This is a genomic window from Qipengyuania gaetbuli (assembly GCF_009827315.1).
GTDB lineage: Bacteria > Pseudomonadota > Alphaproteobacteria > Sphingomonadales > Sphingomonadaceae > Qipengyuania > Qipengyuania gaetbuli.
On sequence record NZ_WTYF01000004.1, the window covers coordinates 474,780 to 501,360 of the forward strand.

General features: G+C 63.6%; 26 protein-coding genes and 1 tRNA gene. 19 read left to right on the top strand and 8 right to left on the bottom strand.

What is annotated here, in order from left to right:
- The first annotated feature begins 35 nt into the window (after positions 1-35).
- The 5 genes from ychF to GRI42_RS04640 are packed head-to-tail and all read left to right on the top strand — an operon-like array spanning position 36 to position 4,538.
- A complete protein-coding gene (gene ychF / locus GRI42_RS04620) occupies positions 36-1,136 on the top strand; it encodes a redox-regulated ATPase YchF (protein WP_160607171.1) in 1,101 nt (366 codons plus the stop codon).
- Positions 1,137-1,152: 16 nt separating this feature from the next.
- Entirely contained in the window at positions 1,153-2,436 is a 1,284-nt protein-coding gene (locus GRI42_RS04625; protein WP_160607172.1) for an alkaline phosphatase family protein, read from the top strand.
- Between the two features lie 49 nt (positions 2,437-2,485).
- Positions 2,486-3,286: a DUF1206 domain-containing protein gene (locus tag GRI42_RS04630; protein WP_160607173.1), complete on the top strand. Its 801-nt coding sequence runs from the start codon at positions 2,486-2,488 to the stop codon at positions 3,284-3,286.
- 36 nt (positions 3,287-3,322) lie between these two features.
- Positions 3,323-4,063 (top strand): MauE/DoxX family redox-associated membrane protein, encoded by a 741-nt coding sequence (locus GRI42_RS04635; RefSeq protein ID WP_160607174.1) that lies wholly within the window; start codon positions 3,323-3,325, stop codon positions 4,061-4,063.
- 16 nt (positions 4,064-4,079) lie between these two features.
- Positions 4,080-4,538, top strand: a complete 459-nt coding sequence (locus tag GRI42_RS04640; protein WP_160607175.1) for a MaoC family dehydratase — start codon at positions 4,080-4,082, stop codon at positions 4,536-4,538.
- 1 nt (position 4,539) lies between these two features.
- Here the strand turns inward: GRI42_RS04640 and GRI42_RS04645 are convergent, their stop codons facing one another.
- Positions 4,540-5,037 (bottom strand): hypothetical protein, encoded by a 498-nt coding sequence (locus GRI42_RS04645; RefSeq protein ID WP_160607176.1) that lies wholly within the window; start codon positions 5,035-5,037, stop codon positions 4,540-4,542.
- The gene (mutL, locus tag GRI42_RS04650) at positions 5,037-6,839 is read right to left on the bottom strand and encodes a DNA mismatch repair endonuclease MutL (RefSeq protein WP_160607177.1); all 1,803 of its coding nucleotides are present in this window, start codon (positions 6,837-6,839) and stop codon (positions 5,037-5,039) included. The genes GRI42_RS04645 and mutL overlap by 1 nt, the downstream gene beginning before the upstream one ends.
- A gap of 195 nt (positions 6,840-7,034) precedes the next feature.
- Here mutL and GRI42_RS04655 point away from each other — a divergent pair, with 195 nt between their 5' ends.
- The 8 genes from GRI42_RS04655 (at position 7,035) to ribH (ending at position 14,745) form a co-directional block, all read left to right on the top strand.
- Positions 7,035-8,078: a rod shape-determining protein gene (locus tag GRI42_RS04655; protein ID WP_160607178.1), complete on the top strand. Its 1,044-nt coding sequence runs from the start codon at positions 7,035-7,037 to the stop codon at positions 8,076-8,078.
- Positions 8,079-8,092: 14 nt separating this feature from the next.
- Complete coding sequence (gene mreC / locus GRI42_RS04660) at positions 8,093-8,983, top strand: rod shape-determining protein MreC (RefSeq protein WP_160607179.1); 891 nt, start codon at positions 8,093-8,095, stop codon at positions 8,981-8,983.
- Entirely contained in the window at positions 8,983-9,534 is a 552-nt protein-coding gene (locus tag GRI42_RS04665) for a rod shape-determining protein MreD (protein ID WP_160607180.1), read from the top strand. Before mreC ends, GRI42_RS04665 begins: the two co-directional genes overlap by 1 nt.
- Complete coding sequence (gene mrdA, locus GRI42_RS04670; RefSeq protein ID WP_160607181.1) at positions 9,534-11,675, top strand: penicillin-binding protein 2; 2,142 nt, start codon at positions 9,534-9,536, stop codon at positions 11,673-11,675. Before GRI42_RS04665 ends, mrdA begins: the two co-directional genes overlap by 1 nt.
- Positions 11,672-12,790 (top strand): rod shape-determining protein RodA, encoded by a 1,119-nt coding sequence (gene rodA / locus GRI42_RS04675; RefSeq protein WP_160607182.1) that lies wholly within the window; start codon positions 11,672-11,674, stop codon positions 12,788-12,790. Before mrdA ends, rodA begins: the two co-directional genes overlap by 4 nt.
- Positions 12,791-12,897: 107 nt before the next feature.
- Positions 12,898-12,973: transfer RNA gene (locus GRI42_RS04680), tRNA-Lys, on the top strand.
- 105 nt (positions 12,974-13,078) lie between these two features.
- On the top strand, positions 13,079-14,317 hold the full coding sequence (gene ribB / locus GRI42_RS04685) for a 3,4-dihydroxy-2-butanone-4-phosphate synthase (RefSeq protein ID WP_160607183.1): 1,239 nt from the start codon (positions 13,079-13,081) through the stop codon (positions 14,315-14,317).
- A gap of 5 nt (positions 14,318-14,322) precedes the next feature.
- A complete protein-coding gene (ribH, locus tag GRI42_RS04690) occupies positions 14,323-14,745 on the top strand; it encodes a 6,7-dimethyl-8-ribityllumazine synthase (RefSeq protein WP_160607184.1) in 423 nt (140 codons plus the stop codon).
- Here ribH and GRI42_RS04695 read toward each other — a convergent pair.
- The 3 genes from GRI42_RS04695 to eno all read right to left on the bottom strand — a co-directional run bounded on the left by GRI42_RS04695 (position 14,742) and on the right by eno (position 18,413).
- Entirely contained in the window at positions 14,742-15,833 is a 1,092-nt protein-coding gene (locus GRI42_RS04695; protein ID WP_160607185.1) for a hypothetical protein, read from the bottom strand. The two genes, ribH and GRI42_RS04695, sit on opposite strands and share 4 nt — an antisense overlap.
- Positions 15,833-16,891 (bottom strand): phosphotransferase, encoded by a 1,059-nt coding sequence (locus tag GRI42_RS04700; protein ID WP_160607186.1) that lies wholly within the window; start codon positions 16,889-16,891, stop codon positions 15,833-15,835. Before GRI42_RS04700 ends, GRI42_RS04695 begins: the two co-directional genes overlap by 1 nt.
- 244 nt (positions 16,892-17,135) lie before the next feature.
- Positions 17,136-18,413, bottom strand: coding sequence for a phosphopyruvate hydratase (gene eno / locus GRI42_RS04705; protein WP_160607187.1), 1,278 nt, complete (start codon positions 18,411-18,413; stop codon positions 17,136-17,138).
- 173 nt (positions 18,414-18,586) lie between these two features.
- Between eno and GRI42_RS04710 the strand changes: the two genes are divergently transcribed.
- The 6 genes from GRI42_RS04710 (at position 18,587) to GRI42_RS04735 (ending at position 21,384) form a co-directional block, all read left to right on the top strand.
- Positions 18,587-19,228, top strand: a complete 642-nt coding sequence (locus GRI42_RS04710; protein WP_199800427.1) for a hypothetical protein — start codon at positions 18,587-18,589, stop codon at positions 19,226-19,228.
- 21 nt (positions 19,229-19,249) lie between these two features.
- Positions 19,250-19,681 (top strand): phage holin family protein, encoded by a 432-nt coding sequence (locus GRI42_RS04715; RefSeq protein WP_160607188.1) that lies wholly within the window; start codon positions 19,250-19,252, stop codon positions 19,679-19,681.
- Entirely contained in the window at positions 19,674-19,988 is a 315-nt protein-coding gene (locus GRI42_RS04720; protein WP_160607189.1) for a hypothetical protein, read from the top strand. The genes GRI42_RS04715 and GRI42_RS04720 overlap by 8 nt, the downstream gene beginning before the upstream one ends.
- 61 nt (positions 19,989-20,049) lie before the next feature.
- Positions 20,050-20,559 (top strand): hypothetical protein, encoded by a 510-nt coding sequence (locus GRI42_RS04725; protein WP_160607190.1) that lies wholly within the window; start codon positions 20,050-20,052, stop codon positions 20,557-20,559.
- Between the two features lie 109 nt (positions 20,560-20,668).
- The gene (locus tag GRI42_RS04730) at positions 20,669-20,899 is read left to right on the top strand and encodes a DUF4170 domain-containing protein (RefSeq protein ID WP_160607191.1); all 231 of its coding nucleotides are present in this window, start codon (positions 20,669-20,671) and stop codon (positions 20,897-20,899) included.
- A gap of 8 nt (positions 20,900-20,907) precedes the next feature.
- A complete protein-coding gene (locus GRI42_RS04735) occupies positions 20,908-21,384 on the top strand; it encodes a GNAT family N-acetyltransferase (RefSeq protein WP_160607192.1) in 477 nt (158 codons plus the stop codon).
- A 28-nt stretch (positions 21,385-21,412) separates the two neighbouring features.
- On the opposite strand, the gene greA is transcribed toward GRI42_RS04735, so the two are convergent.
- From greA to carA, 3 genes are all read right to left on the bottom strand, one after another.
- Positions 21,413-21,880, bottom strand: a complete 468-nt coding sequence (greA, locus tag GRI42_RS04740; protein ID WP_160607193.1) for a transcription elongation factor GreA — start codon at positions 21,878-21,880, stop codon at positions 21,413-21,415.
- A gap of 114 nt (positions 21,881-21,994) precedes the next feature.
- Positions 21,995-25,318 carry a carbamoyl-phosphate synthase large subunit gene (gene carB / locus GRI42_RS04745; protein ID WP_160607194.1) on the bottom strand — a complete coding sequence of 1,108 codons (3,324 nt, stop codon included), beginning with the start codon at positions 25,316-25,318 and terminating at the stop codon, positions 21,995-21,997.
- The gene (gene carA / locus GRI42_RS04750) at positions 25,318-26,496 is read right to left on the bottom strand and encodes a glutamine-hydrolyzing carbamoyl-phosphate synthase small subunit (RefSeq protein WP_160607195.1); all 1,179 of its coding nucleotides are present in this window, start codon (positions 26,494-26,496) and stop codon (positions 25,318-25,320) included. The genes carB and carA overlap by 1 nt, the downstream gene beginning before the upstream one ends.
- Between the last annotated feature and the right edge of the window lie 85 nt (positions 26,497-26,581).

Sequence of the window (26,581 nt, forward strand, 5' to 3'; positions counted from 1 at the left end):
AGGGCCACGGCATATCACTATTTCCGGAGTTTTCGATGGGTTTCCGTTGCGGGATCGTCGGCCTGCCCAATGTCGGCAAGTCCACCCTTTTCAATGCACTGACCGAGACGCAGGCCGCACAAGCCGCGAACTATCCTTTCTGCACGATCGAGCCGAACGTCGGCCAGGTTGCCGTGCCGGATGAACGGCTCGACAAGATCGCGGCCATTGCGGGTTCGGCAAAGATCATTCCGACCCAGCTCGCCTTCGTCGATATCGCCGGCTTGGTGAAGGGCGCGAGCAAGGGCGAAGGCCTCGGCAACCAGTTCCTCGGCAACATTCGCGAGGTGGACGCGATCGTCCACGTCCTTCGCTGCTTCGAGGATGACGACATCCAGCACGTCGCCAACAAGGTCGACCCCATTGCCGATGCCGAAGTGGTCGAGACGGAACTCATGCTTTCCGACCTCGAAAGCCTCGAAAAGCGCGTGCCCAATGCGGAAAAGCGCGCCACCGCGGGAGACAAGGAAGCCAAGCTCATCGTCAGCGTGCTGGGGCAGGCGCTCGCCCTGCTGCGCGACGGCAAGCCCGCCCGCCTGACCGAACCGAAGGATATCGAGGAAGCGCGCGTGCTCGAACAGGCGCAGCTGCTGACCGCGAAGCCGGTACTCTATGTCTGCAACGTAGCCGAAGAAGACGCGGCGACCGGCAATGCCCTGTCCGACCTCGTCTTCGAAAAGGCCAAGGCCGAAGGCGCGGAAGCGGTCGTCGTTTCCGCCGCCATCGAAAGCGAGCTGGTCGCAATGCCGGCCGAAGACCGCGCCGAATACCTTGCCGAACTCGGCCTTGAGGAAAGCGGCCTCAGCCGCGTGATCCGCGCAGGTTACAAGCTGCTTGGTCTCAAGACATTCTTCACCGCAGGCCCCAAGGAAGCGCGCGCCTGGACCTTCCCCGATGGCGCCAAGGCCCCGCAGGCTGCTGGCGAGATCCACACCGATTTCGAACGCGGCTTCATCCGCGCCGAAACCATCGCCTATGAAGACTACGTGGCCCTCGGCGGTGAAAACGGCGCCAAGGAAGCGGGCAAGCTGCGCCAGGAAGGCAAGGAATACCTCGTCAAGGACGGCGATGTGATGCTGTTCAAGTTCAACGTCTGACGAACGGGATTGCGGGATGAATAACGGGTTTGCGAAACTACTCGCCCTTGCCGCGGCAGGTGTTCTTTCCGCTTGCGCACCAGTTGCAGGCGAAGTGCAGAGCGCGCCCGCCGCGCAGGCAGAGATTCGCGAGCCGGTTACCATCCTCGTCTCCATTGACGGGTTCCGGCCCGACTATCTCGACCGCGGACTGACACCGACCCTGTCCGCGCTGGCAGCAGGCGGCGTTACGGCCGCCATGCGCCCGTCCTTCCCGAGCAAGACGTTCCCCAACCACTGGACGACCGTCACCGGCTTCGTCCCTGATCGCAACGGCATCGTCGCCAATGGCTTCACCGACCCGAGCCGCGCGGATGAGAAGTTCACCATGGCGACGACCGATCCGTTTTACTGGAACGGGCGCGAGCCGGTTTGGGTGACTGCCGAAAACGCCGGCATCCGCACGGCTGCCATGTTCTGGCCCGGTTCAGCCGTGGCGTGGGGCGGCACGCCGATCCCCGGCGGATACGGACGGATCGAAGGCGGCGTTCGCCCCCAGGACTGGACCGCGTTCGACCAGAACGTGTCCCCGACACAGCGCGTGAACACGATCATCGACTGGCTGCGTCGCCCTGCGGATATCCGCCCCGAACTCCTGTTCCTCTATTTCGACGAGGTCGACACGGCAGGCCATGCCGGCGGTCCCGATGGCGAAATCGTCAATGAAGCCATTGCCAATGTCGACGAGGATATCACCGCTCTCGTCGCTGGCCTGCGCTCGCTCGGCCAGAGCGCCAATCTCGTCATCGTGTCCGATCATGGCATGGCGGAAACGCGCAACAGCCGCACGGTCGAACTCGACCCGCTGATCGCGCGCGAGGTTTACATCCTCGTCGAGACCGGCCCCTATGCCACCTTCAATGCCATCCCGGGCAAGGAAGCAGTGCTGGAAAACGCCTTGCTCAGGGACCACGAGCACATGGAGTGCTGGCGCAAGGGCGAAATTCCTGCGCGCCTGCAATACGGCGCCTCTGAGCGCATTCCCGCCTATCTCTGCCTTGCCGAAACCGGGTGGCAGATTTTCCCCCAGCGCCGCGATGGCGAGCGGGTCGGCGGCAATCACGGCTACGACAATCACGCACCGGAAATGGCTGCACTGTTCATCGCCAACGGCCCGTCTTTTCGGCAGGGAATGAAGCTCCCCACCTTCCAGAACGTGTCGGTAAACCCGCTCCTTCGCGCCCTGCTCGGCTTGCCTCAGGATAGCGCAATGGATGGTGACCTGACGCCGGTCGCCCCCGCGCTGAAGGCTGCCGACTAGGAACGCTTGCGCCCTGCTACCGTTAGGCCATGCAAACAGGAGCAAGTGCATGGTCGACAAGTCCGAGAAGTTCAGCTGGCTGGTGCGCGTAGGCTTTTTCAGCCGCGCGATCCTCTATTTCGTTCTCGGACTTATAGCGCTCACCAGCGCCGGGAAGATTGCGGAAGGCACCAACGGCATCTTCCGCGCCATCCAGGAATTTCCTGCAGGCACGCTGGTGCTCTGGGTCATGGTCGTCGGCCTGATCGCCTATGCGGCCTTCCGGTTCTGCTCGCTCCTGTTCGATATCGAGAACAACGGGTCCGACACCAAGGGATGGGGCAAGCGCATCGGCCATGCCGGTAGCGGCGTGGCCCACCTCGCCCTTGCCTATTCCGCCTTCAAGTTCGCCACCAGCGGGACCGGCGGCTCAGGCGACGGCGCGCAGGAAGCAGCGTCCGGCGTCATCTCCTTCGAGTTCGGTGGTATCGTGCTCGGCCTGCTGGGCGTGGCCTTGCTCGTCGCCGCCTTCCACCAGGCGAAGAAGGGCTGGACCGGCGATTTCATGCACCGCATCGCAGGCGGTGCGCCGAGCTATACGCGCCAGATCGGTGCGGGAGGCTTTTTTGCCCGCGCCGTGGTTTACGTCGTTATCGGCTGGTCACTGATCAAGGCGGGTTTCACCTCCGCGGGGACCGAACAGATCAAGACGCTCGGCGATGCGGTCGCGAGCCTGGCGGGCCAGGGTTTCGTATTCAATTTGACTGCGCTCGGCCTCATGCTTTTCGGCCTCTTCAGCCTCATCCTTGCGCGCTACCGGATCATCCCCGAAGTCGATGCAAGCAGCGGCCTGCCAAAATTCAGAGCGTGACTTGAATTATACCCCCCTGGGGTATATCTCGCGGCCATGAGCAAGAAGGCCGAACTCTATCGCATGGTGATGGACAAGCATGTCTGTCCCTATGGTATCAAGTCCAGGTGGCTGCTGGAAAAGCAGGGGTATGAGGTGGTTGATCACCACCTCACCACCCGCGTGGAAACGGATGCATTCAAGGCGAAGTACGGGGTGGCGACCACGCCTCAGACCTTCATCGATGGCAAGCGTATCGGCGGCTACACCGACCTTCGCGCCCATTTCGGCAAGGCCCTGCCGGAAGCCGGAACAACCAGTTACATTCCGGTCCTCGCAGTATTTGCGGCCGCAGGCGCCCTCGCCCTGGCGGTGAGCCAGTTCGTCTACACGACCCCCTTCACCGTCCGCGCGGCCGAATGGTTCGTGGCCTTTGCCATGGTCATTCTCGCCATGCTGAAGCTGCAGGACGTGGAGAAATTCTCCTCCATGTTCTTGGGCTACGACCTGCTAGCGCGACGGTGGGTGCCCTATTCCTACGCCTACCCGTTCCTCGAGTTCGGTGCCGGCGCATTGATGGCGGCCCATGCACTTAACTGGCTGTCGATCCCTGTCGCCCTGACCATCGGTACGATCGGGGCCGTGAGCGTTTTCCACGCGGTCTACATCCAAAAGCGGGACATCAAATGCGCATGCGTGGGCGGCAGCAGCAACGTACCTCTGGGCTTCGTTTCGCTGACGGAGAACCTCGCCATGATCGCCATGGCGCTTTGGATGTTGCTTCGCCCCGTCGTCTGATCCACAGCACGCGGCGATGAAGTATTACGAAGACATCGCAGTCGGAGATGCCCGCAGCTTCGGGCATTACGAGGTCACGCGCGAAGAGGTGATGGAGTTTGCGGGGAAGTACGATCCCCAGCCCTTCCACCTCGACGACGATGCGGCAGCCGCCACCCATTTCGGGCGGCTTTCGGCCAGTGGCTGGCATACCTGCAGCATGACCATGGCGATGATGGTCGAGAACATGAAATCCGAACGTTCGGCCGGCCTCGGCTCACCGGGCGTCGACCAGCTGCGCTGGAAGAAGCCGGTCTATCCGGGCGACACGCTGCGCTGCGAGACAGAAGTCATCGAGAAGCGCCGCAGCGCCTCGCGGCCGGAAATGGGCATCTTCAAGAGCCACATCCGGACCTACAACCAGCATGACGAACTCGTTCTGGAAATGGTCTCGAACGGCCTGATTGCCACCCGCGACCCGGGCGGCACCGACTAGGTCAGGCGCCGCACTGGGTGGTGCCGTTCTCGGTGAAGACCGGGCGTCCCTGTGCGTCGCGGATGGACAGCGTCGAGGGATAATCGATCGTCTCGTCTCCCGACTGCTTGCCCGCTTCCTCGTCCAGTTCGAGCGAGATGGAATGCGTCAGCCCGTCGTATTTGGCGTGGGCGAGATAAGGCAGTTCCTTGCTGCCAGCGTCCGATGCCAGACGGACGATTTCCCCGTCCCGCTTGAAATAGGCCTCGTCCGCCTGCGCGATAACGAGAGCGATCCCGCCCTTGTCGAGCGAACGCGGGAGGAAATTGCACCCAGCTCCGAAGAGGTCGGCCTTCTCGACGTCGGCGAAGGTAATCGGCTCCGGCACGAGAATTTCGGGCGGCGGTTCCTGGTTCGCCTTCACTTCGGCAACGGCCTTCTTGTCGGCCTCGGCCTTCTCTCGCGGCGAGGGTCCGCAGGCAGCAAGCAGGGCCACCATTCCAAGGGCAATCCAGCGCATCAATGTCTCCCGAAAAGCTTTTCGACGTCTTCCATCGAGAGCTTAACCCACGTGGGCCGCCCATGGTTGCATTGGCCCGAACGCGGTGTGCGTTCCATCTCGCGCAGCAACGCATTCATCTCGTCCACGCGGAGGGTGCGTCCGGCCCTGACCGAGCCGTGGCAGGCCATGGTGGCGAGCACGAGATCGAGCTTTTCGCCGAGTAACAGCGCCTCGCCGTTCAAGGCCAGATCGTCGTCGATGTCGCGCAGCAGCTTTTCCGGATCGGTCCGCGCGATCGCGTGCGGAAGGCTCCGCACCAGCATGGCCGAGGGGCCAAAGCGTTCGATCACCAGCCCGTGCTGAGCCAGCGTGTCCGCCGCTTCCTCGAGCCGGTCGCAGGAGGTTTCCTCCATCTCGACCACTTCGGGGATGAGCAGGGCCTGGCTGCGCTTGACGGCCTCCTCCGCCCCCGCCGCTTTCAGTCGTTCAAGGACCAGGCGTTCGTGCGCCGCGTGCTGGTCCACCAGCACCAACCCGTCCTGCGCCTCGGCCACGATATAGGTGTTGGCGACCTGCCCGCGCGCGATGCCGAGCGGGTACTCGCGCGCTTCCTCAGCAACCGGTGCGGCCTCTTCCGCACGCCCGAGCGGAGCGGCCGTCGTGTCCGCATCCGCCGCGCGCCACTTGGCCGATGGTTCGGACACGCGCTGCTGCGGCGCGGACCAGTCGCGCCCTTCGAAGATCGACCGGAGTGCAGGCGAAGGCTCCGGCCGGACCGGCTCGGCCTGCCAGCGTGCCATGGCGGCGGCATCGGGCGTCTGCGCGCTGCGCTTGTCACCCGTGGCTAGCGCCTGCCGCAGTCCCGAAACGATGAACCCGCGGACGCCCTGCGCATCGCGGAAACGAACCTCCGTCTTGGCCGGGTGCACGTTCACGTCGACCTCTTCCGCCGGCATGTCGAGGAACAGCGCCAGCACCGCATGGCGATCGCGCGCCAGCATATCGGCATAGGCACCGCGCACAGCGCCGGTCAGCAGGCGGTCCTTCACCGGACGGCCATTCACGAACAGGTACTGGTGATCGGCAATGCCGCGATTGTAGGTCGGCAGGCCGGCAATTCCGGTCAGCCGCATCGTCCCGCGGTCCAGATCGATCGCGACCCCATTGTCCTTCAGCTCGCGCGCAACGACCTGCGCAACGCGGTTGGCCAGCCCTTCCCCGCCTTGCAGGCCGAGAATGCGCCGCTCGCCGTGATCGAGCGTGATCGCCACATCGGGCCGAGCCATGGCGAGCCGCTTCACCACGTCGAGGCACGCTGCATATTCGCTGCGCGGTGTACGCAGGAATTTCCTGCGGGCGGGTATCTTCGCGAACAGGTTTTCGACCCTGACGCGCGTGCCCGGCGGAAGGGCAGCCGGTCCTTCTGCGACCAGTTCGCCGTGGTCGACCACGCGTTTCCAGCCCTGTTCGGCGCCCTGCGGCCGGCTCTCGAGCGTGAAGCGCGCGACGCTGGCGATGCTCGGCAAGGCCTCTCCCCTGAAGCCGAGGGTCGACACCTGCTCGATCGCCTCGTCCGGCAGCTTCGATGTAGCATGACGTTCGAGGGCGAGCGCCATTTCATCGGGCGTCATTCCGCACCCGTCGTCCGTCACTTCGAGGCTGGTGAGGCCGCCTTCCACCAGCTTGACCGCGATGCGCGTCGCGCCCGCATCGATGGCGTTCTCGACCAGTTCCTTGAGCGCAGAAGACGGCCGCTCCACCACCTCGCCGGCAGCGATGCGGTTGACCAGATTGTCGGGCAGGCGGCGGATAGTCGGCATGGAAAAACGACTCTAACGACGAATCGCCGGAAATCCGAGACGGCACGTGTGGGTAATCCCCGTCCGGACCACTGAAATTTTTGGCATTCGTCGCATAATCTCGCTAAGGAGCGCGCACCATTTCCCCCCGGAACAGGTGCGAGCGGCTTTGACCGCCCCTCGCCTCGTCAAATTCTAACGGAAAATCGCGTCAAAATGGGCTTCTGGAACAACATCTTCAAATTCGGCGTGCAGAACATGGCGATCGACCTCGGGACCGCCAATACGCTGGTCTATGTCCAGGATCAGGGCATCGTCCTGAACGAGCCGAGCGTGGTCGCACTCGAGACGATCAACGGCATGAAGCGCGTGAAGGCCGTTGGCGACGATGCGAAGATGATGATGGGCAAGACGCCCGACTCTATCGAGGCCATCCGCCCGCTGCGTGACGGCGTGATCGCCGACCTCGACGTGGCCGAGGAAATGATCAAGCACTTCATCCGGAAGGTGAACGGCCGCAAGAGCCTGATGCGCTATCCGGAAATCACCATCTGCGTTCCTTCGGGCTCCACCTCGGTCGAACGCCGCGCGATCCGCGACGCGGCATCGAATGCCGGTGCCTCGCAGGTCTACCTGATCCTCGAGCCCATGGCTGCCGCAATCGGCGCCGACATGCCCGTTACCGAGCCGGTCGGCAGCATGGTCGTGGACATCGGCGGCGGCACCACCGAAGTCGCCGTCCTGTCGCTCCGCGGCCTGGCCTACACCACCTCGGTCCGCACCGGCGGCGACAAGATGGACGAAGCCATCGTCAGCTACGTGCGACGACACCACAATTTGCTGATCGGTGACGCGACGGCCGAGCGCATCAAGAAGGACTACGGCATCGCCCGCGCTCCGGAAGACGGTATCGGCGAACAGATCACCATCAAGGGCCGCGACCTCGTCAACGGCGTGCCGAAGGAAATCACGATCAACCAGGGCCACATCGCCGAAGCCCTGAGCGAACCGATCGGCGCCATCGTCGAAGGCGTGCGTATCGCGCTGGAAAACACCGCGCCCGAACTGGCTGCCGACATCGTCGACCAAGGGATCGTGCTGACCGGTGGCGGCGCACTGATCCAGGGGCTCGACGAATATCTTCGTGACGAAACCGGCCTGCCGGTGACCATCGCCGAAGACCCGCTCTCCTGCGTCGCAATCGGCACCGGCCGCGCCATGGAAGACCCGATCTACCGCGGCGTGCTGATGACCGCTTGAGGAAGGCTTAGGATATGGCGCCGGGCGGGACACGGCGCTCGGGCTATTCGCGGCGGGCGCAATACAATCTTTTTACCGGCTACATCATCGCCGGGGTCGGCGCGCTTATCGGTGCGGTGCTGCTTGCGCTGTCGTTCTTCCAGCCCACCTTCTTCGGCGGCCCACGCAGTGCGGCACAGGACGCCGCCACTCCTGCAACGGAAACCGTCGCCACCGTCCGTACCAGCAGCAAGTCGCTGTGGGATTCGATCCGCGGCTATTACCGTGCAGGCTCCAAGAACACCGAACTAAAGCGCGAGATGGAGCTTGCCCGCATCCGGCTGAAGGAAGCGGAAGCGGTCAGGCAGGAAAACGTGCGCCTCAAAGGCCTGCTCGACCTGCAGGACCAGGAGCGCAAGCCCGTTGCCGTGGCGCGTCTGATCGGCTCGACGTCGGCCAGCACGCGACGCTTCGCATATCTCGGGGCCGGCGAGCGTGACGGTGTGCGCGTGGGCATGCCTGTGCGCTCCCCGCGCGGCGTGGTCGGGCGCATCCTTGAGACCGGGCGTGATTCCTCTCGCGTCCTGCTGCTGACCGACAGCGAAAGCGTGCTGCCCGTGCGCCGTGCCGGCGATGAAGTCGTAGCCTTTGCCGAAGGGCGCGGCGACAGCCTGCTGCGGATCAAGCTTATCAACCTCGGCATCAATCCCCTGAAGCCGGGCGACATGTTCGTGACCTCCGGCGCAGGCGGTTACTATCCGCCCGGCATCGCCGTCGCGATCGTCACCGAGCTGACCGACGATGGCGGCCTTGCCCGCATCGTTTCGGATCCCGCGGCGACCGACTTCGTAGCCATCGAACCGATCTTCGAGCCCGATGGCGCAAAGGGAGCGACCACTCCCATCGAAGAGGAGCTCGGCGACTGATGGAGCGGATGGAACCGCGCGCCCGCAGCGACGCTTACGGCAGCCGCATCAACCGTTCGCATTCGCCGCTGGTCGCCAACATAGTACCCTGGCTGTCGATCCTGCTGGGATCGCTCCTGCCAATATTCCCGATTGCCGCAGCATTGCCGATGGTCCCGCCGCTCGGGTTCCTCATGCTGCTGGGCTGGCGTCTGGTAAGGCCGGGGCTCCTGCCCGTCTGGGCCGGTTTCCCGCTCGGCCTGTTCGACGACCTGTTCAGCGGCCAGCCCTTCGGGTTCGCGATCCTGTTCTGGTCGGCCACGCTGCTCGCGATCGAATTCGTCGAGATGCGGCTGCCCTGGCGCGCATTCTGGCAGGACTGGTTCACGGCAGGTATATTGGTCGCCGCCTATATCCTGGGCGGGTGGATGCTTTCGGGTGCCACGCCGACCCTGCCGTCCTTCGTTGCCCTGGTGCCGCAGCTCGTGTTCTCGATCCTCGTCTTCCCGATCATCGCCCGCTTCATCGCCCGGCTCGACCGCCTGCGGCTGCGGCGCTGGAAGCGCGTCTGATGGGCCTGTTTTCGAAGCGACGCGGGATTTCAGGGCGTCCGAAAGACCTCGTCAGCCAGACCACGCTCGACAATGCCTTTGACCGGCGCACCTTTGTCGTCGCAGCCGGAATGGGCGGGCTCGGCACCATTCTGGCCGGCCGTATGGCCTATATCGCCATTGCCGAGAACGAGCGCTGGGTGCTGGAATCGGAAAGCAACCGGGTCAACCTCTCGCTCATCCCGCCGCGGCGCGGCTGGATCCTCGACCGCAATGGCGCGCCGCTCGCATCCAACCGTGCCGACTTCCGCGTGGACGTCATCCCCGACCGGATGAAGGATGCGCAGAAGACCATCGATGCGCTGGCCGATATCCTCGACCTCGAAGCGACCACCGTCGCCGACATCACCAAGCGGATCGACGATGCGCGCGGCTTCCAGCCAGTGGAGGTCGCGACCGGTCTCGACTACGACCAGTTCGCCGCGATCAGCGTGCGCCTGCCGGACCTGCCGGGCGTGGTCCCGCAGCGAGGCTTCTCCCGCTTCTATCCTACCGGCCCCAGCGTCGGGCACCTCATCGGCTATGTCGGCCCCGCCTCGGCCGAGGAATACGAGGAAAACCCCGACCCCATCCTGATCACGCCCGGCTACAAGATCGGCAAGGACGGGATGGAAAAGCAGTTCGAACAGGAGTTGCGCGGCCAGCCCGGCGCCCGCCGCGTAGAAGTCACCGCATCGGGCCGCATCGTGCGCGATCTCGAGACGCGCGAGGACGTACAGGGCGATCCCATCCGCCTGACGATCGACGGCCCGCTGCAGGACTATGCCGCGCGCCGGATCGGGCTTGAAAGCGGCTCCGTCGTCGTGATGGATTGCGAGACGGGCGACCTGCTCTGCATGGCCTCCATGCCCAGCTTCGATCCGAACAGTTTTTCCGCCGGCATCGGCCGCGTCGAATATTCGATGCTGCGCGATGATGAACGCGTGCCACTGCGTAACAAGGTGCTGAAGGGGCTCTATCCCCCCGGTTCAACCGTCAAGCCGATGGTCTCGATGGCGTTCCTCAAGGAAGGCCTCGACCCGGACGAGACCGTGTTCTGCGGCGGCGGCCTCAGGGTCGGCAATCGCGTGTTCCGCTGCTGGAAGCGTGGCGGCCACGGCACGGTCAACATGGCCAAGGGCATCTACCAGTCCTGCGACGTCTATTATTACCACTTCGCCCAGCGCATCGGCATGGACCCGATCGCCGCAATGGCGAAGCGCTGCGGCATGGGGCAGGAATTCGAGCTACCCGTGACCAGCCAGTTCTATGGCACCGTGCCGGACCCTGCCTGGAAAATGAAGAAATACGGGCGCGAATGGGCAGCCTTCGATACCGTGAACGCCACCATCGGCCAGGGGTACATGCTGTCGAACCCGTTGCAGCTGGCGGTAATGAGCGCGCGCATCGCCACGGGTCGCCATGTTGAACCGAGGCTCGTCTCGACCACGCCGGTCAAGGGCTTCGGGCAGGTCGATTTTCCTGACGAGCACGTGAAATACGTGCGCCAGGCGATGAGCGACGTGGTCAACGGCCCCGGCACCGCAGGGCGCGGTCGCCTGCCCTTCGATGACATCCTCATGGCCGGCAAGACGGGTACTGCGCAGGTCGTCGGCCTCAACCTGTCGGACGGCAAGAGCGGCCCCTGGAAGTACCGCGACCACGGCCTTTTCATTTTCTTCGCTCCCTTCGACAAGCCGAAATACGCCGGCGCTGTCGTGATCGAGCACGGCGGCGGTTCGGGTGCCGCCTACCCGATCGCCCGCGACGTGATGACCTTCCTGTTCGATCCGGCGAAGGGCATGGACGCCCTGCGCGCGCTGGAAAGCCAGTGGGGTGGCACGGCGCAGCAGCGTCTCGATGCGAAATACCGCGCCTATGCCATGGCTGCGGGCGAGGCGGTCGAGCCGGTCCCCGCCCGTGACGAGGAAATCTTCGACCAGGTCGAGGCCGAGGCCCGCGTCGCAGCGCGCCAGCCCGAAACGATCGCCAACGAATCCGTCCAGCCCCGTGTGGACACGTCTGAAAGCGAACGGAGCCCGCCGCCAAGCGTGGTGCCCTCACCGTCGCCCAGTCCTGCGGCGGCACCAGCGGCTGCGCCCGCAACGGGCCCGGCACAATGACGAGTATCGTCCCCGCCCCCGTCGCGCGTCAGCCGTGGATGATGCTGTTCCCGCTGGTCGGCCTCATCGCCTTCGGCGCGCTGGTGCTGACCTCGGCAGCAGCAGGCGACTTTTCGCGTTATGCGGAATCGCACCTGATCCGCTTTGCCATCTTCCTGACCATGGCAATCGTGATCTCGCGGTTCTCAAAGGACCTCGTCACCTTCTTCGCCTACCCCGCCTATATCGTGATCCTGCTGCTACTGATGGCGGTTGAGATCATGGGTACGCTCGGGGGGGGAAGCCAGCGCTGGCTCGAGGTCGGACCGATCCGCATCCAGCCATCGGAGCTCATGAAGCCGGCCGTGGTCGTGGCACTCGCCCGCTTCTACGACACCCTCCCGGTGGGCATGGTCCCGACGTGGCGCGCGTTGATACCGGCAGGCGCGCTTATCATGTTCCCCATGGCCTTCGTGCTCCTGCAGCCCGACCTAGGGACCTCGCTCGCTATCGGTTTTGGTGGCGGACTCGTGATGTTTTTCGCCGGGCTGCCGCTGCGCTGGTTCCTGATGGCGGGTGCTGCGGGCCTGGCCGCCATCCCGTTCGCGTTCTACTTCGCGCTGAAGCCCTATCAGCAGGACCGCGTGAGGACCTTCCTCGATCCGGAAAGCGACCCGCTGGGTGAAGGGTACCAGATCACCCAATCCAAGATCGCCATCGGTTCGGGCGGCCTCACCGGAAAGGGCTTCAACGAAGGGTCGCAAAGCCACCTCAATTACCTGCCCGAACCGCATACCGATTTCGTATTCGCCACCATGGCCGAAGAATGGGGCCTCATGGGCGGCCTTTTCGTGATCGGCTGCTTTGCGCTCATTCTCGGCTGGGGTTTCAAGGTTGCCCGGGACAGTAGCGACAGAATGGGCAAATTGCTTGCCGCGGGCATGACCGCCACGATCTTCTTCTTCGTCGCCATCAATCTCATGATGGTGATGGGCTTCGCGCCCGTGGTCGGGATTCCGCTGCCTTTCGTGAGCCATGGCGGCAGTTCGATGATGACCAACATGATGTGCATCGGCGTGCTGATGATGGTCAATCGGTGGAACCGGAACGCCCCCCGCCGCGGCCTTTTGTCGTGAGTGCGTTTTAGGCCTTTTAATCCGCGAAGCACCCGCTATATGAGCGCCTCCCCCGAGTCGGGGGCCACCCGCACCACCGGGTCGGAACGCGGCAAGATCGCGAGAGTGGACGCATAGCTCAGTTGGTAGAGCAGCTGACTCTTAATCAGCGGGTCCTAGGTTCGAGCCCTAGTGCGTCCACCATTTCCCCACAATTTGAGGATGATACCCCTTGCCGGGGAACTTGCGCCATGCGGTGATGTGATATCCCGCTTGGTTATCACATTGTGATGTGATAGCGGGGCAAGTATGAACACAATCGAAAAAGTTCGCACGCTCGTCTCGCAAGGTCTCATGACCCGCGCCGGGCTTGCTCGCGCTGCCGGGCTCCACGCCAATACCCTGCGCGACTGCGCAGAGGAGAGCTGGAACCCCACCGCCGACACGCTCGGCAAGTTAGAGGCTTTCCTCGAAGCGAATGACGAGACGCCGGTGATCGTCGGCGCCGAAGAGATCATCGACGAGGCCCGCAACGGCCGGATGTTCATCCTGGTCGATGACGAGGATCGCGAAAACGAAGGCGACCTCATCATTCCTGCCCAGATGGCAACCCCCAACGCCATCAACTTCATGGCCACCCACGGCCGGGGCCTGATCTGCCTCGCACTCGACCGCAAGCGGGTCGATGCGCTTGGCCTCCAGCCAATGAGCCGCGACAACCGCGAGAGCATGCAGACGGCCTTCACCACATCGATCGAGGCCAAGGAAGGCGTCACCACTGGCATCAGCGCCGCTGACCGTTCGCGCACGGTGTCGGTCGCCATCGACAGCACCAAGGGACCCGAGGACATAGTCACCCCGGGACACGTCTTCCCCCTCGCCGCGCGCGACGGCGGCGTGCTGGTCCGCGCCGGCCATACCGAGGCAGCAGTCGATATCTCGCGCCTTGCGGGCCTCAATCCCTCGGGCGTCATCTGCGAGATCATGAACGAGGACGGGACGATGTCGCGCCTCGACGACCTCGTGGTTTTCGCGCGCAAGCACGACATGAAGATCGGCACCATCCGCGACCTGATCGAATACCGTATGCGGCACGACCACCTGGTCGAGCGGATCACTGAAGACAGCTTCGAGTCCGACTATGGTGGGACCTGGCGGATGATGACCTATCGCAACAAGGTCGACGGCAGTGAAAGCTATGTCCTGCAGAAGGGCGAAGTGAAGGAAGGCAAACCCACACTCACCCGCGTCCATCCGATTTCCATCTTCGACGATGTGCTGGGCAAGCCCGGCCCGCGCAAGCGCACGCTCCAGCGCGCAATGCAGGCGGTGGGTGAACATGGTTCGGGCGTGATCGTCATCATCACCGGCCGCCCGGCCACCGGCTACGGCGAGAGCGAGGCCCAGCGTAACGTGGGTATCGGTTCGCAGATCCTTGCCGACTTGGGCGTCGAGGACATGATCCTGCTCAGCAATTCACAGCCCAATGTCGTCGCGATCGAAGGCTACGGCCTCAACATCGTCGATCACCTTCCCATTCCGGAGTAACCACCATGGCAAACTTCCTCATCGTCGAAGCGCGCTTCTACGACCACTTCAACGACATGCTGGTTGCCGGCGCCCGCGCCGCACTGGAAGCCGAAGGCCATAGCGTCGATGTACTGACCGTGCCCGGCGCTCTCGAAGTTCCCGGTGCAATTGCCATGGCTGCGGAAAGCGGCCGCTACGACGGCTTCGTTGCCATCGGCGTCGTCATTCGCGGCGAAACCTATCACTTCGAGATCGTCGCCGGCGAAAGCGCGCGCGGCATCATGGCGCTGACCATGGACGGGATCGCCATCGGAAATGGCATCCTGACTGTCGAGAACGAGGAACAGGCTATCGTCCGCGCCGATCCGGAGCAGAAGGACAAGGGCGGCGAAGCGGCAAAGGCTGCGCTCGCCCTGCTAGACCTCCAGTCCCGCTTCGGAGCCTAGTCCGCCCCGTCGAGGAAGCCACCTAGACCCAAGGGCGCGAAAGGCCCCAGGATCAGTTGTTCGAATACACCGATCCCCTCACGCCCATCATTGCCGGTCACGCGTACCGGTATCTGGACGTGGAGGTTTTCCGGCGAAAGCGGATCGAGGGCAGCGAGGTCGATATCCTCCCGCTCCACGCGCAGCGGCCCGTGATGCATGCCGTGTCCCCATACCGGATGAGTGTAGCCGAGGCCGCGCATCTGGAACCGGACCAGCGGTTCGAAGCTGACCTGCTCCGGCGCACCCTTCAGCGCGAGCGACAGGGTCCCGCCTGATGGCCACCGTGTACCCGCCGTAAGGCGCGTGCGCATGCTGCCGTGCCCCTCCGCAATGTCCTGCGCATCGGCCCCGTCGGGCGCCCAGGCAGCGCGCGTGTTCCAGGCGTCGCCCATCTCGTCGTTGTTGACGTGGAAGAACAGGCTGCCGTCACCGAAATTGATCGGCGTCCATTGCCAGAAGAACCCTGACAGGTCGTGCCCGGGGATAGGCTGCGGGTCACGCTGGCCAACCGGACGGATGCCCCAGCTGCGGTCGCGCGTTCCGGCAGTACCCTCGGCAATCGCGTGATTTTCTCCATCGAGAGATATCCAGCCCCGGCAATGACCGTTTTGGGTCATGCGCGTGTAGTCCATGAAGGCACGCGGGCCGAGGCGGCAGATGAAGCGCGGCTCCTCGATCGGGAAGGCGCGGCCGGTGAAGGTGAACTCCGCGGAGATGCCGTCGGTTTCCTCGACCGTGACCTTCAGCGCATGGAGTGGCTCGATCACCTCGATCGAGATGGGTCCGCAGCGCAGCGCCATCCGTTCCATCTTCATTTCGGCACTGGCGTGAACACAATACTGCGTGTCGCCGCGGATAAAGCTGAAATGTGCATCCACGATATCGAGGTGCGGATAGATGCCGAAGGCGCAGGCGAAGAAGCCGCTGCCGTCGGGCGCATAGCCGTTGAAGAAATAGCGGTCGTAGAAATTCCGGTCTGTGCCGGAATAGGCGATCGGCTCCGGTGTCTGGTGAACCGGATATTCGTCTCCGCGTGAAAGGACCATCAGTGTGCCTCCTTCATGGCGCCGATACTGTCATGCTTGAGGGCCAGCGCACAGGCCCCGCGAGCCATCGACAGGAAATTTGCGTCCCCGCGGTCGGTCCGCTCGACGAAAGCGGCGCTGAAAACGGCGGTCGAAAGGCCGTGCAGGATACCCCTGCGGTAATCGGCGTGGATGCCTGCGCGGGTCAGCGACACCCCGCGCCTCTCCATTTCCGCAAGATAGAGATCGAGCAATTCATCCTCATGCGCGAGCCCGAGCTCGCCGATCCCGCAGCCGAGAAAATAGCCGATGTCCGTCATGGCCATCCCCGGTGCCACGGTCTGCCAGTCGAGAATGGCGACAGGTTCCGCTCCGCCCCGAATGTCGAACAGCATGTTGTCGAGGCGGAAGTCGCCGTGGATCAGGCACTGGTGCCGATGCTGCTGGTGTATCTGCGAGCCGTAATCCTCGGCGAACTCCTCGCACACAGTCATGAACTCGGGCTCCAGGGTGTCCTTGTACCGCTCGCGGAAGATGGCCTGTGCATGCGGGTACATCAGCGCCACGCGCTCGGCGACGGCTGGAGAAGGGACAATCCATTCGGCCTCGATTATCGAAGTCTTGCCCCAGCTGGGTGCGTGGATTGCAGCGGCCTGCCGGATTGCCGCGCGCGCATCGTCAAGCGTGCAACCGGCGATCTGGTCTCCTTGCCGCGCCGGACCGAGATCCTCGAAAATCAGGCAGAACCGATGGCCTTCCTCGCATGTGGCGGCAAAGTGCACTTGCGGCACGCGGACATCCAACTGCGGCGCGACGTCGCAGTAGAACAATACTTCCTTGCGATAGAGCCCGAACATCGCGGCGGTTTCGCGGCTCGTGGCATCGGCCGCGGGGAATTTGCCCGCCAGTGTTGCCGGGACCGAAGCATCGACTTCGGGGCCCTCCAGCGTGAAGCGGGCGCTGTCGCCAACCTGTCCGGTGCCGATGTGCTTCCACGATACACGGGTTATCTCCGAACCGAGCATCGCGGACAGCCATGGCGCCGTCACCTCATCCGGATGGACCGGGAATTCTGCCATGCAATTCCTTCCTCTCCCCTAGGTAGAGAAAGCTAGCCACCGGAAAAGAACATGGCAATCGCAGCGCGTTATCGGTTGCGGACAGAATGAGCCGCGCCGAACGCCAAGACAAGATCGCCGATGTTATAGCGCGACTGGAAGATTGCCTGGTGCGGCTCGACGCACTCGGCTGCCAGCAGGCGGCGAGGCGCGTCGATCACGCGATAGAGGACTTGCGCAGCGCCAGCGCGCCGCAACGATCCGGTCAGCCGAAGCAGCCGCGCCCTGCATAGACTGCACTGTCGCCCAGTTCTTCCTCGATACGGATGAGCTGGTTGTACTTGGCGAGCCGATCCGAACGCGCGAGAGAGCCGGTCTTGATCTGCCCGCAATTGGTCGCAACGGCGAGATCCGCGATGGTCGCGTCTTCGGTCTCGCCCGAACGGTGCGACATGACCGCCGTGTAGCCGGCACGGTTCGCAATGCTCACGGCATCGAGTGTCTCGGTCAGCGTGCCGATCTGGTTGACCTTCACCAGCAGCGAATTCGCAAGGCCCTGCTCGATGCCATCGACAAGCCGGCGGGGGTTGGTGACGAAGAGATCGTCGCCGACCAGCTGGACCTTGTCGCCGATCAGGTCGGTCAGCGCCTTCCAGCCCACGAAATCGTCTTCACCCATGCCGTCTTCGATCGAACGGATCGGATAGTCGGCACACAGCTTGGCGAGATAGGCGGCCATCTCTTCGCCCGAAAGCGACAGGTTTTCACCCGAGATCAAGTACTTGCCGTCCTTGAAGAATTCGGTCGAGGCGCAGTCCAGCGCCAGCACGACATCGTCACCGGGCGTGAAGCCTGCCTGCTCGATCGAACCCATGATGAAGTCTAGCGCATCGCGCGTGCTGGCGAGATCGGGCGCGAAACCGCCCTCGTCGCCGACTGCCGTCGCGAGCCCCTTCTGCGACAGGTTCTTCTTCAGCGTGTGGAAAATCTCGGCACCCCAGCGCACGGCCTCGGCAAGGCTGTCCGCACCCACCGGCATGACCATGAATTCCTGGATGTCGATCGGGTTGTCTGCATGCTCACCGCCATTGATGATGTTCATCATCGGCACCGGCAGGACATGGGCCGAAACGCCGCCGATGTAGGAATAGAGCGGCAGGCCGCGGGCATTTGCCGACGCCTTGGCAACCGCCATGCTGGTACCAAGGATCGCGTTGGCGCCGAGGCGGCCCTTGTTCGCCGTATCGTCGAGCGCGATCATGGCGAGGTCGATGTCGCGCTGGTCCTCGGCATCGAAATTGCCGATCAGCAGGTCGCGGATTTCGCCATTGGTCGCATCGACGGCCTTCAGCACGCCCTTGCCGAGATAGCGGGACTTGTCGCCATCGCGCAGTTCGACCGCCTCGTGCGCGCCCGTCGAGGCGCCCGAAGGCACTGCTGCGCGGCCGAAGCTGCCGTCTTCGAGGAGCACATCGACTTCGACAGTCGGATTGCCACGGCTGTCGAGAATTTCGCGGGCGTGGATGTCGATGATCGCGGTCATTTGGAACGAACTCCTCGGCAGGGTGTTGTAATAGCGTAGGACACCACTAGATTGGGTCTGCGGGCAGCGCTCTATGCGCCGGAACATGTCGGTGCAAGCCGCGTTGCAAAAAGGAAAGCCGGGTCTTGCCTGATGCCCGGAATGAATAGGTATTTGACGGGAAGGACAGGCTGATGGCCGCAGACAAGAAGACGACCGGTTCGAAGAAGCGAACCACTACCGCACCGCAGAAATCAACCACCCGGAAGAAGCCCGTGAAAACGGTAGCCAAGAAGGGTGCAGCAAAGGAGAAGGCGCCCGTGACCAACACCGCCACCGATAACAACGACACCAACACCGGCACCGCGCATCGCGCCGAAGCCAAGAGCCGGTTCAACGCCGCTCTCGAAGAAGCCAAGGCCGGTGCCGCCGCACTTCGCGCCGAAGGCAAGGAACGAGCCGCCGCCTACCGCGGCCAGGCCAAGGGCAAGGGCGAAGACTGGGTCGCCGAAGCCAAGACCTACGGCACCGAAGCCCGCGTCAAGGGCAAGGAACTCGCCACCGAAGGCAAGGTGAAGACCAGCGAAGGTCTGCGCGCTCTCAGCCGCACGATCAGCGACAATGCCTACCAGGTCGATGAGAAGCTTGGCTCGAAGTACGGCGAATACGCCCGCACCGCCTCCAAGTCGCTCGACGACTACGCCGGCAAGCTCGACGACAAGAGCGTCGACGACCTCGTCGAGGACGGCCGCGAATTCGTCCGCAAGAGCCCGGGACTGGCCATCGGTATTGCAGCCGCCGCCGGTTTCATGCTTTCTCGCCTCTTCCGTCGCTGATCAGTGACAACAGGGGGCTCGATGCTGGAAGAACAAGAGCGCGATGAAGCGCCGTACAACGGGCCGGTCGACCTGCCCGACAGTTACGAGCCCGAGGACGACGACCAGGAACCGCACGGTCCGTCGCTGACGGATGACATCATGGCCCTGCTGGAAGACGGCAGGACCTATGCCGAGGCCGAAATGGCCTACCAGAAAAGCCGTGCGGCCTTTGCCGCAAACCGTTTCAAGGGCGCCATTGCTTTCGGGCTTGGCGCCTTTGGCGTTTTGCACCTCGCACTGATCGCCATGACGGTGGGTCTAGTAATCGCGCTTGTACCGTTGGTCGGGCCCTGGATTGCCACCGCGATCGTGACCGCCGCACTGATCGGGCTGGGGCTGCTGTTCCTCAGCCTGCTGAAGACCCGCATCGACGAAATCCGCGATGCATTTTCGGATGGCAGCGATGAGTGATCGCAAGTCCCGAATGCTGGCCGACCGCCACCTGCGTAATTCCGCCCGCGCGCTGGTGGAAGCCGATATCGAGAACCTGAAGGTCGGCTTCAACCAGAAGTCGCTGGGAGAACGCGCCTTCGACCGCGTCCGCGAAGGGGCGATCGACGTCTACGAAGAAGCGGTCGATGTCGCTGAAAACAACAAGGGCGCCCTCGCCGCCCTGCTTGCTGCCGTCATCGTATGGTTCGCGCGCAACCCGCTGCTGTCCTTGCTCGGGCTTGGCGAGGAAGAAGAGGACGAAGAGTCCCTCGAAGACGACGAATAGACGGAACGGCCCCGCCGGCTGAACCGTTGGTTCGATGCACACCAGATTTCGGAGAAACCCCATGGCAGACAAGGCCACCAACAACGTCACTCCCATCAGCGCCGATAGCCAGCTCAGCGATGCCGAAAAGCGCGAACAGCTCCGCGCCCGCATCGCTGCAGGTGAACGTCGAAATAGCGAGCGCTCCTTCGCCGATCAGGCCAAGGATGTCGCGGACAGCGCGGTCGACTTTGCTAAGAAGCACCCGATCGCCACCGTTGCAGGTGCCGTCGCAGTCGGCCTCGCTATCGGCGCCATGACGCGTCGGGGGCGCGCGCTGGGGCGCCGCGGCGGCTCACTGGCAGCCTACGCCACCGAAGCCGCGATCGCCTATGGCCTTTCGATGATGGAAGGTGCCGGCGACAAGATCGAGGATTATTCCGACGCGGCAGGCACGCAGGCCCGCCGCCTGAAGCGCGATGCCGGTTATCGCCTCGACACCATCGGCGATGCCATCGCCTCGGGCAGCCGCAAGGCAAGCCGCAAGTCCTCGCGAACGGTGCGAGACCTGAAGGCGCGCATCAGCCGCTAACTCATACGTAATAGCTAGGCTCTAGAGCGGCGCGACGGGTTTGCCTGTCGCGCCGCTTTCGCTATGGGCAGGGCAAATCTCCTCCCCAATTCGGAAAAAAGAACGGACCATGGAAGAAAAAGAGAGCAAGCAGACGCTCTATCTGGTGATGGGCGGCCGCGTGACCGACCCGCGCAGCATGACCTTTGCCGACCCGGAAAGCATCCACGTCGCCGGCGTCTATTCCAGCTATGACGATGCCGAAAGCGCCTGGCGCGGCAATGCCCAGCGCACGGTCGACGATGCGGAAATGAAATACGTCATCGTCCACCTGCACAAGCTGCTCGATCCCGAAGCCTGACAACGGCCTTGGCCTACTCGATCCGCCCCTATCAGGATTCCGATGCCGAGGAGCTGGCGGACGTATGCCGGGCGGCGATCCGCGGGATCGGGCCGGAAGCCTATTCGAATGACCAGGTAGAAGCGTGGCTCGCCCAGCACCCGGGCGCCGCGCTCTACCGTGAACGGGTCGCCAATGGCGCCACCATCTTCGTCGCTGCCGGCGAAGACGACGAGCCGGTCGCCTATGCTCTGCTCGAGCCGGACGGCCATCTCGACCACCTCTACAACCACCCCGCGCACACGCGCAAGGGGCTGGCGCTAAACCTGCTGGCGACAGCCTCGCTCTATGCGCGGCACCACGGGATCAAGCGGCTTTATACCGAGGCGAGCGACCTCGCCCGCCCCTCGTTCGAGGAAGCCGGTTACATCGCCACCGAAAAGCGCGAGTTCGAAATCGACGGCGTGCCGATCCACAACTGGGCGATGGAAAAGACCGTCGACTGACGCGCAGACCGATGGCCCCGCGCCACGATCAGATGAATTCGATCTTCTCGACGAGGTAGAACTTGTCGCCCGAAGGGACGGTCACTTCGACCTCGTCATCGACCTGCTTGCCAATGAGCGCGCGGGCGATCGGCGAAGTATAGGAAATCCGGCCCTTCGAAGCGTCCGCTTCGGTCTGGCCGACGATCTGGTACTTCACCGGCTTGTCGTTTTCGTCGAGCAGCGTGACTGTCGCACCGAAGACAACCTTGTCGCCCGAAAGCGTGGTCGGATCGATGATCTGCGCACGGCTGATCTTGTCTTCCAGATCGCCGATCATGGCCTCTACCTGGCCCTGGCGTTCTTTGGCGGCGTGGTATTCGGCGTTTTCCGAAAGGTCGCCATGCGCGCGTGCTTCCTCGATCGCATCGACGATCTTCGGACGCTCCGCCCGCAGCACCTTCAGGTCGGCAGTGAGCTTTTCATAGCCCTCGGCCAGCATCGGCACCTTGTCCATCGAACCCCAATTCCTTCCTGCTCGCGCAATCTCCCGGGACAATTCGAGCCCGGTCCGCAAGGTTAGCGGAGCCTCGGTCGCTCGGATGTGTGGGAGATACGCCGTGTGTTCTGGTCAGCTATAATAGTCTTGCAATGAACGCACTTCAAGCTGCTCGGTAGAAACCTCGGCAATCGCGCGTGCGGCAGCGAGGCTGGCGGCAGCAGTCGTGTAGTACGGCAGCTTCTTTTCGAGGGCGGCCACACGGATCGACTGGCTGTCAAGCAGCGACTGCCAGCCCTCGGTCGTGTTGAAGATCAGGTGCACTTCGCCGTCGATGATGGCATCGACGATGTGCGGGCGACCTTCGGCAACCTTGTTGACCAGTTCGACCGCCAAGCCCTTGCCTGACAGGAAGCGCTGCGTGCCGCCGGTGGCGATGACGCGGAAGCCCTTGGCCAGCAGTGTTTCGACTGCAGGCAGGATCACTTCCTTGTCGCTGTCCTTGACCGACACGAACAGCGTACCGCCCTGCGGCAGCTTCATTCCCGCACCCAGCTGCGACTTGAGGAAAGCGGCGGGGAAATCGCGGTCGATACCCATGACTTCGCCGGTGCTCTTCATTTCGGGCGAAAGCACGGGGTCAGAGCCGGGGAAGCGACTGAACGGGAACACGGCTTCCTTCACCGCCATGTGGTTCGGCTTCAGGTTGAACGGCTCGAAGTGCGAGAGCTTTTCACCCGCCATGACGCGCGCTGCGATCTTGGCGACGGGTCGCCCGATGGCCTTGGCCACGAAGGGCACGGTGCGGCTGGCACGCGGGTTGACCTCGATCAGGTAGACCTCACCCTCCTTCACCGCGAACTGCACGTTCATCAGGCCGCGCACGTCGAGCGCACGGGCAAGCTCGGTCGCCTGGCGTTCCATCTCGTCGATGATGTCCTGCGGCAGGCTGTAGGGCGGCAGGGTGCAGGCGCTGTCGCCCGAGTGGACGCCGGCTTCCTCGATGTGTTGCATGACACCGGCGATGCGGACTTCCTCGCCATCGGAGATGACGTCGACGTCGCACTCGACCGCGTCGCGCAGGTACTGGTCGACCAGCACCGGGCTGTCGCCCGACACGTTCACCGCGGTGTTGATGTAGTCGTCGAGCTGCGCCAGGCTGTCGACGATCTCCATCGCACGCCCGCCCAACACGTAGCTAGGGCGCAGCAGCACCGGATAGCCGATCCGCGCAGCAACGGCTGCTGCCTCGTCACGGCTTTTGGCGATGCCGTTTTCCGGCTGCTTGAGGTCGAGCTTGTTAACCAGCTTGGCAAAGCGTTCGCGGTCTTCGGCAAGGTCGATCGCATCGGGCGAAGTGCCGAGGATCGGGATGCCTTCGCGCTCCAGCGCAGCTGCAAGCTTGAGCGGGGTCTGCCCGCCGAACTGGACGATGACGCCGACCAGGTCGCCCTTCGACATTTCGACGCGCAGGATTTCCAGCACATCTTCTTCGGTCAGCGGCTCGAAATAGAGTCGGTCCGAAGTGTCGTAGTCCGTCGAAACCGTCTCCGGGTTGCAGTTGATCATGATCGTTTCGTAGCCGGCCTCGGCCAGCGCGAAGCAGGCGTGGACGCAGCAATAGTCGAACTCGATGCCCTGCCCGATGCGGTTCGGGCCGCCGCCGAGGATGACGATCTTCTTGCGGTCGGACGGATCAGCCTCGTCCTCGGGCTCGCCGAAGCTGGGCGCTTCGTAGGTCGAATACATGTAGGGCGTGATCGCCTCGAACTCGGCGGCGCAGCTGTCGATGCGCTTGAAGACCGGATAGACGCCCAGCTTGTGGCGCAGCTTGCGCACTTCCTGTTCACTGGTCGCGCCGGCCATGGCGCGCAGCGCGTCGTGCAGCAGGCCCGAACGCTTGGCCTGCGTTTCGGCAAGACCGCCCGCTACACCGACCGAGCGGACCGCCAGCGTGGCGAGGCGCTTGTCGGAAAAGCCCATGGCTTTCAGGCGGCGCATTTCCGCCGCATCGCGCGGCAGGCCGTTGTGGCCGAGCATCTTCTCTTCGTAGATGATGGCTTCGATCTGGCGTAGGAACCACGGGTCGAAACCGGTGACCTGGGCGACTTCCTCGACCGTGAAATCCTCGCGAAAGGCCTGCGCGATCTTGAGGATGCGGTCAGGCGTACGCTGGCTGAGCGCCGCGGTGATCGTCTCGCGGCTGACGCCTTCGAGCTCCTGCACACGGTTGAACCCGTCGAGGCCCGTTTCAAGGCCGCGAAGAGCTTTCTGCATGCTTTCCTGGAAGCACCGGCCGATGGCCATGACCTCGCCCACCGACTTCATCGCGGTGGACAGTTCGTTCTTCGAACCCTTGAACTTTTCGAAGGCGAAGCGCGGGATCTTGGTCACCACGTAGTCGATGGTCGGCTCGAAACTGGCCGGCGTAGCACCGGTAATCTCGTTCTGGATTTCGTCGAGCGTGTAGCCCACGGCCAGCTTCGCCGCGACGCGAGCGATCGGGAAGCCGGTGGCCTTCGATGCGAGCGCGGACGAGCGCGAGACGCGCGGGTTCATCTCGATCACGATCAGGCGGCCATCCTTCGGATTGACTGCGAACTGTACGTTCGAACCGCCTGTTTCCACGCCGATTTCGCGCAGCACCTCGATGCTGGCGGTGCGCATGATCTGGTACTCCTTGTCGGTCAGCGTCAGCGCCGGCGCGACAGTGATGGAATCGCCCGTGTGGACGCCCATCGGATCGACGTTCTCGATCGAGCAGATGATGATCGCGTTGTCCTTGCGGTCGCGCACCACCTCCATCTCGAATTCCTTCCAGCCGAGGAGCGATTCCTCGATCAGGACTTCGGTGGTCGGCGATGCGTCGAGGCCTTCGCGCACGATGCGCTCGAACTCGGCCTTGTTGTAGGCGATACCGCCGCCTGTGCCGCCAAGCGTGAAGCTGGGACGGATGATTGCGGGCAAGCCGGTGCGCTCCAGCACCGCATAGGCCTGGTCCACCGTGTTCGCGACTCCGCTGCGCGCGCTTTCGAGGCCGATCTTGTCCATCGCTTCGCGGAAACGCTGGCGGTTCTCGGCCTTGTCGATCGCGTCGGCATTGGCGCCGATCATCTGGACGCCGTACTTATCGAGCACGCCCATGTTCGCAAGGTCGAGCGCGCAGTTCAGGGCCGTCTGCCCGCCCATCGTCGGCAGCACCGCGTCGGGGCGTTCCTTCTCGATAATCTTGGCGACGATTTCCGGGGTAATTGGCTCGACATAGGTGGCGTCGGCCATTTCCGGGTCGGTCATGATCGTGGCGGGGTTGGAGTTCACCAGGATGACCCGGTAGCCCTCTTCCTTCAGCGCCTTGATCGCCTGCGTGCCGGAATAATCGAACTCGCACGCCTGCCCGATAATGATCGGACCGGCGCCAATGACGAGGATCGAGGAGATGTCGGTTCTTTTGGGCATTACGCGAGCATTCCCACGAATTTTTCAAAGAGGTAGAAACTGTCCTGCGGGCCGGGGCTTGCCTCGGGGTGGTATTGCACGCCGAAGGCCTTCTTGCCCTTGATCGAGATTCCGCAATTGGTGCCGTCGAACAGCGAGACGTGCGTCTGCTCCACCGTGTCGGGCAACGTATCGGCATCGACCGCGAACCCGTGGTTCATGCTGGTGATCTCGACGAGGCCTTCGCTTGTTCCCCACTCGCTCCCGACACGCTGGACGGGGTGGTTGGCGCCGCGGTGGCCCTGGAACATCTTGGCGGTCTTCGCTCCGGCGGCAAGGCCGAGCATCTGGTGGCCGAGGCAGATGCCGAACAGCGGGATATCCGCGTCGAGCAGCCCCTTGATCACCGGCACGGCATACTGGCCGGTCGCCGCCGGATCGCCCGGGCCGTTGGACAGAAACACGCCGTCGGGATTCAGCGACAGCACCTGTTCCAGCGTGGTGCGCGCAGGGACCACGGTCACCTTCGCGCCGGCCTTCACGAGGTTGCGGAAGATATTGTCTTTCGCGCCATAGTCGATCGCCACGACATGGGGCCTCTCTGCACTGCTCTCGGTATAACCGAAGCCCAGCTGCCAGTGGCCGCCGCGCCAGTCTTCCTGTTCGGCGCGCGTCACGGCAGGTACGAGGTCCAGCCCTTCGAGACCCGACCATTCGGCTGCCTGCTGCTTCAGCGCCTTCATGTCGAACTGGCCGCGCGGGTTATGCGCGATGACCGCATTGGGAGCGCCCAGCAGGCGGATGCGGCGGGTCAGCGCGCGGGTGTCGACACCCGACAGGCCGATCTTGCCGTGTTCGCGCATCCAGTCGACGAATTCGTTCTGGGCGCGGAAATTCGAATGCGGGGTCACTTCCTGCCGCACGATGCAGCCGACCGCGCCGAGCCCGCGGCTCTCGTGATCTTCCTCGTTCGCACCGACATTTCCGATATGCGGGAAGGTGAAAGTGACGATCTGGCTGTCGTAGGAGGGATCGGTCATCACCTCCTGGTAGCCGGTCATGGCGGTGTTGAAGCAGACTTCGCCCACCGCAGAACCGGTGGAACCGAAGCCTTTGCCCCAGATACAGGTACCGTCCGCGAGGACGAGGACTCCCGTCGCGCCTTTGGGTTGCGCGTGCGAGAATGCGGACAGGGCCATTGGGCTCTCCGAGTCAGGGGTTTCCGGCGATGTGTGCTAAGTCCCAGCCGCTAGGGACGTCAGCGAGTCCCGTCAAGCACAAGAC

What these genes read in the sequence shown, in the direction of transcription:
- ychF (WP_160607171.1), top strand. Translation starts at nt 36, where the DNA reads ATGGGTTTCCGTTGCGGGATCGTCGGCCTGCCCAATGTCGGCAAGTCC.
- GRI42_RS04625 (WP_160607172.1), top strand. Translation starts at nt 1,153, where the DNA reads ATGAATAACGGGTTTGCGAAACTACTCGCCCTTGCCGCGGCAGGTGTT.
- GRI42_RS04630 (WP_160607173.1), top strand. Translation starts at nt 2,486, where the DNA reads ATGGTCGACAAGTCCGAGAAGTTCAGCTGGCTGGTGCGCGTAGGCTTT.
- GRI42_RS04635 (WP_160607174.1), top strand. Translation starts at nt 3,323, where the DNA reads ATGAGCAAGAAGGCCGAACTCTATCGCATGGTGATGGACAAGCATGTC.
- GRI42_RS04640 (WP_160607175.1), top strand. Translation starts at nt 4,080, where the DNA reads ATGAAGTATTACGAAGACATCGCAGTCGGAGATGCCCGCAGCTTCGGG.
- GRI42_RS04645 (WP_160607176.1), bottom strand. Translation starts at nt 5,037, where the DNA reads ATGCGCTGGATTGCCCTTGGAATGGTGGCCCTGCTTGCTGCCTGCGGA.
- mutL (WP_160607177.1), bottom strand. Translation starts at nt 6,839, where the DNA reads ATGCCGACTATCCGCCGCCTGCCCGACAATCTGGTCAACCGCATCGCT.
- GRI42_RS04655 (WP_160607178.1), top strand. Translation starts at nt 7,035, where the DNA reads ATGGGCTTCTGGAACAACATCTTCAAATTCGGCGTGCAGAACATGGCG.
- mreC (WP_160607179.1), top strand. Translation starts at nt 8,093, where the DNA reads ATGGCGCCGGGCGGGACACGGCGCTCGGGCTATTCGCGGCGGGCGCAA.
- GRI42_RS04665 (WP_160607180.1), top strand. Translation starts at nt 8,983, where the DNA reads ATGGAGCGGATGGAACCGCGCGCCCGCAGCGACGCTTACGGCAGCCGC.
- mrdA (WP_160607181.1), top strand. Translation starts at nt 9,534, where the DNA reads ATGGGCCTGTTTTCGAAGCGACGCGGGATTTCAGGGCGTCCGAAAGAC.
- rodA (WP_160607182.1), top strand. Translation starts at nt 11,672, where the DNA reads ATGACGAGTATCGTCCCCGCCCCCGTCGCGCGTCAGCCGTGGATGATG.
- ribB (WP_160607183.1), top strand. Translation starts at nt 13,079, where the DNA reads ATGAACACAATCGAAAAAGTTCGCACGCTCGTCTCGCAAGGTCTCATG.
- ribH (WP_160607184.1), top strand. Translation starts at nt 14,323, where the DNA reads ATGGCAAACTTCCTCATCGTCGAAGCGCGCTTCTACGACCACTTCAAC.
- GRI42_RS04695 (WP_160607185.1), bottom strand. Translation starts at nt 15,833, where the DNA reads ATGGTCCTTTCACGCGGAGACGAATATCCGGTTCACCAGACACCGGAG.
- GRI42_RS04700 (WP_160607186.1), bottom strand. Translation starts at nt 16,891, where the DNA reads ATGGCAGAATTCCCGGTCCATCCGGATGAGGTGACGGCGCCATGGCTG.
- eno (WP_160607187.1), bottom strand. Translation starts at nt 18,413, where the DNA reads ATGACCGCGATCATCGACATCCACGCCCGCGAAATTCTCGACAGCCGT.
- GRI42_RS04710 (WP_199800427.1), top strand. Translation starts at nt 18,587, where the DNA reads ATGGCCGCAGACAAGAAGACGACCGGTTCGAAGAAGCGAACCACTACC.
- GRI42_RS04715 (WP_160607188.1), top strand. Translation starts at nt 19,250, where the DNA reads ATGCTGGAAGAACAAGAGCGCGATGAAGCGCCGTACAACGGGCCGGTC.
- GRI42_RS04720 (WP_160607189.1), top strand. Translation starts at nt 19,674, where the DNA reads ATGAGTGATCGCAAGTCCCGAATGCTGGCCGACCGCCACCTGCGTAAT.
- GRI42_RS04725 (WP_160607190.1), top strand. Translation starts at nt 20,050, where the DNA reads ATGGCAGACAAGGCCACCAACAACGTCACTCCCATCAGCGCCGATAGC.
- GRI42_RS04730 (WP_160607191.1), top strand. Translation starts at nt 20,669, where the DNA reads ATGGAAGAAAAAGAGAGCAAGCAGACGCTCTATCTGGTGATGGGCGGC.
- greA (WP_160607193.1), bottom strand. Translation starts at nt 21,880, where the DNA reads ATGGACAAGGTGCCGATGCTGGCCGAGGGCTATGAAAAGCTCACTGCC.
- carB (WP_160607194.1), bottom strand. Translation starts at nt 25,318, where the DNA reads ATGCCCAAAAGAACCGACATCTCCTCGATCCTCGTCATTGGCGCCGGT.
- carA (WP_160607195.1), bottom strand. Translation starts at nt 26,496, where the DNA reads ATGGCCCTGTCCGCATTCTCGCACGCGCAACCCAAAGGCGCGACGGGA.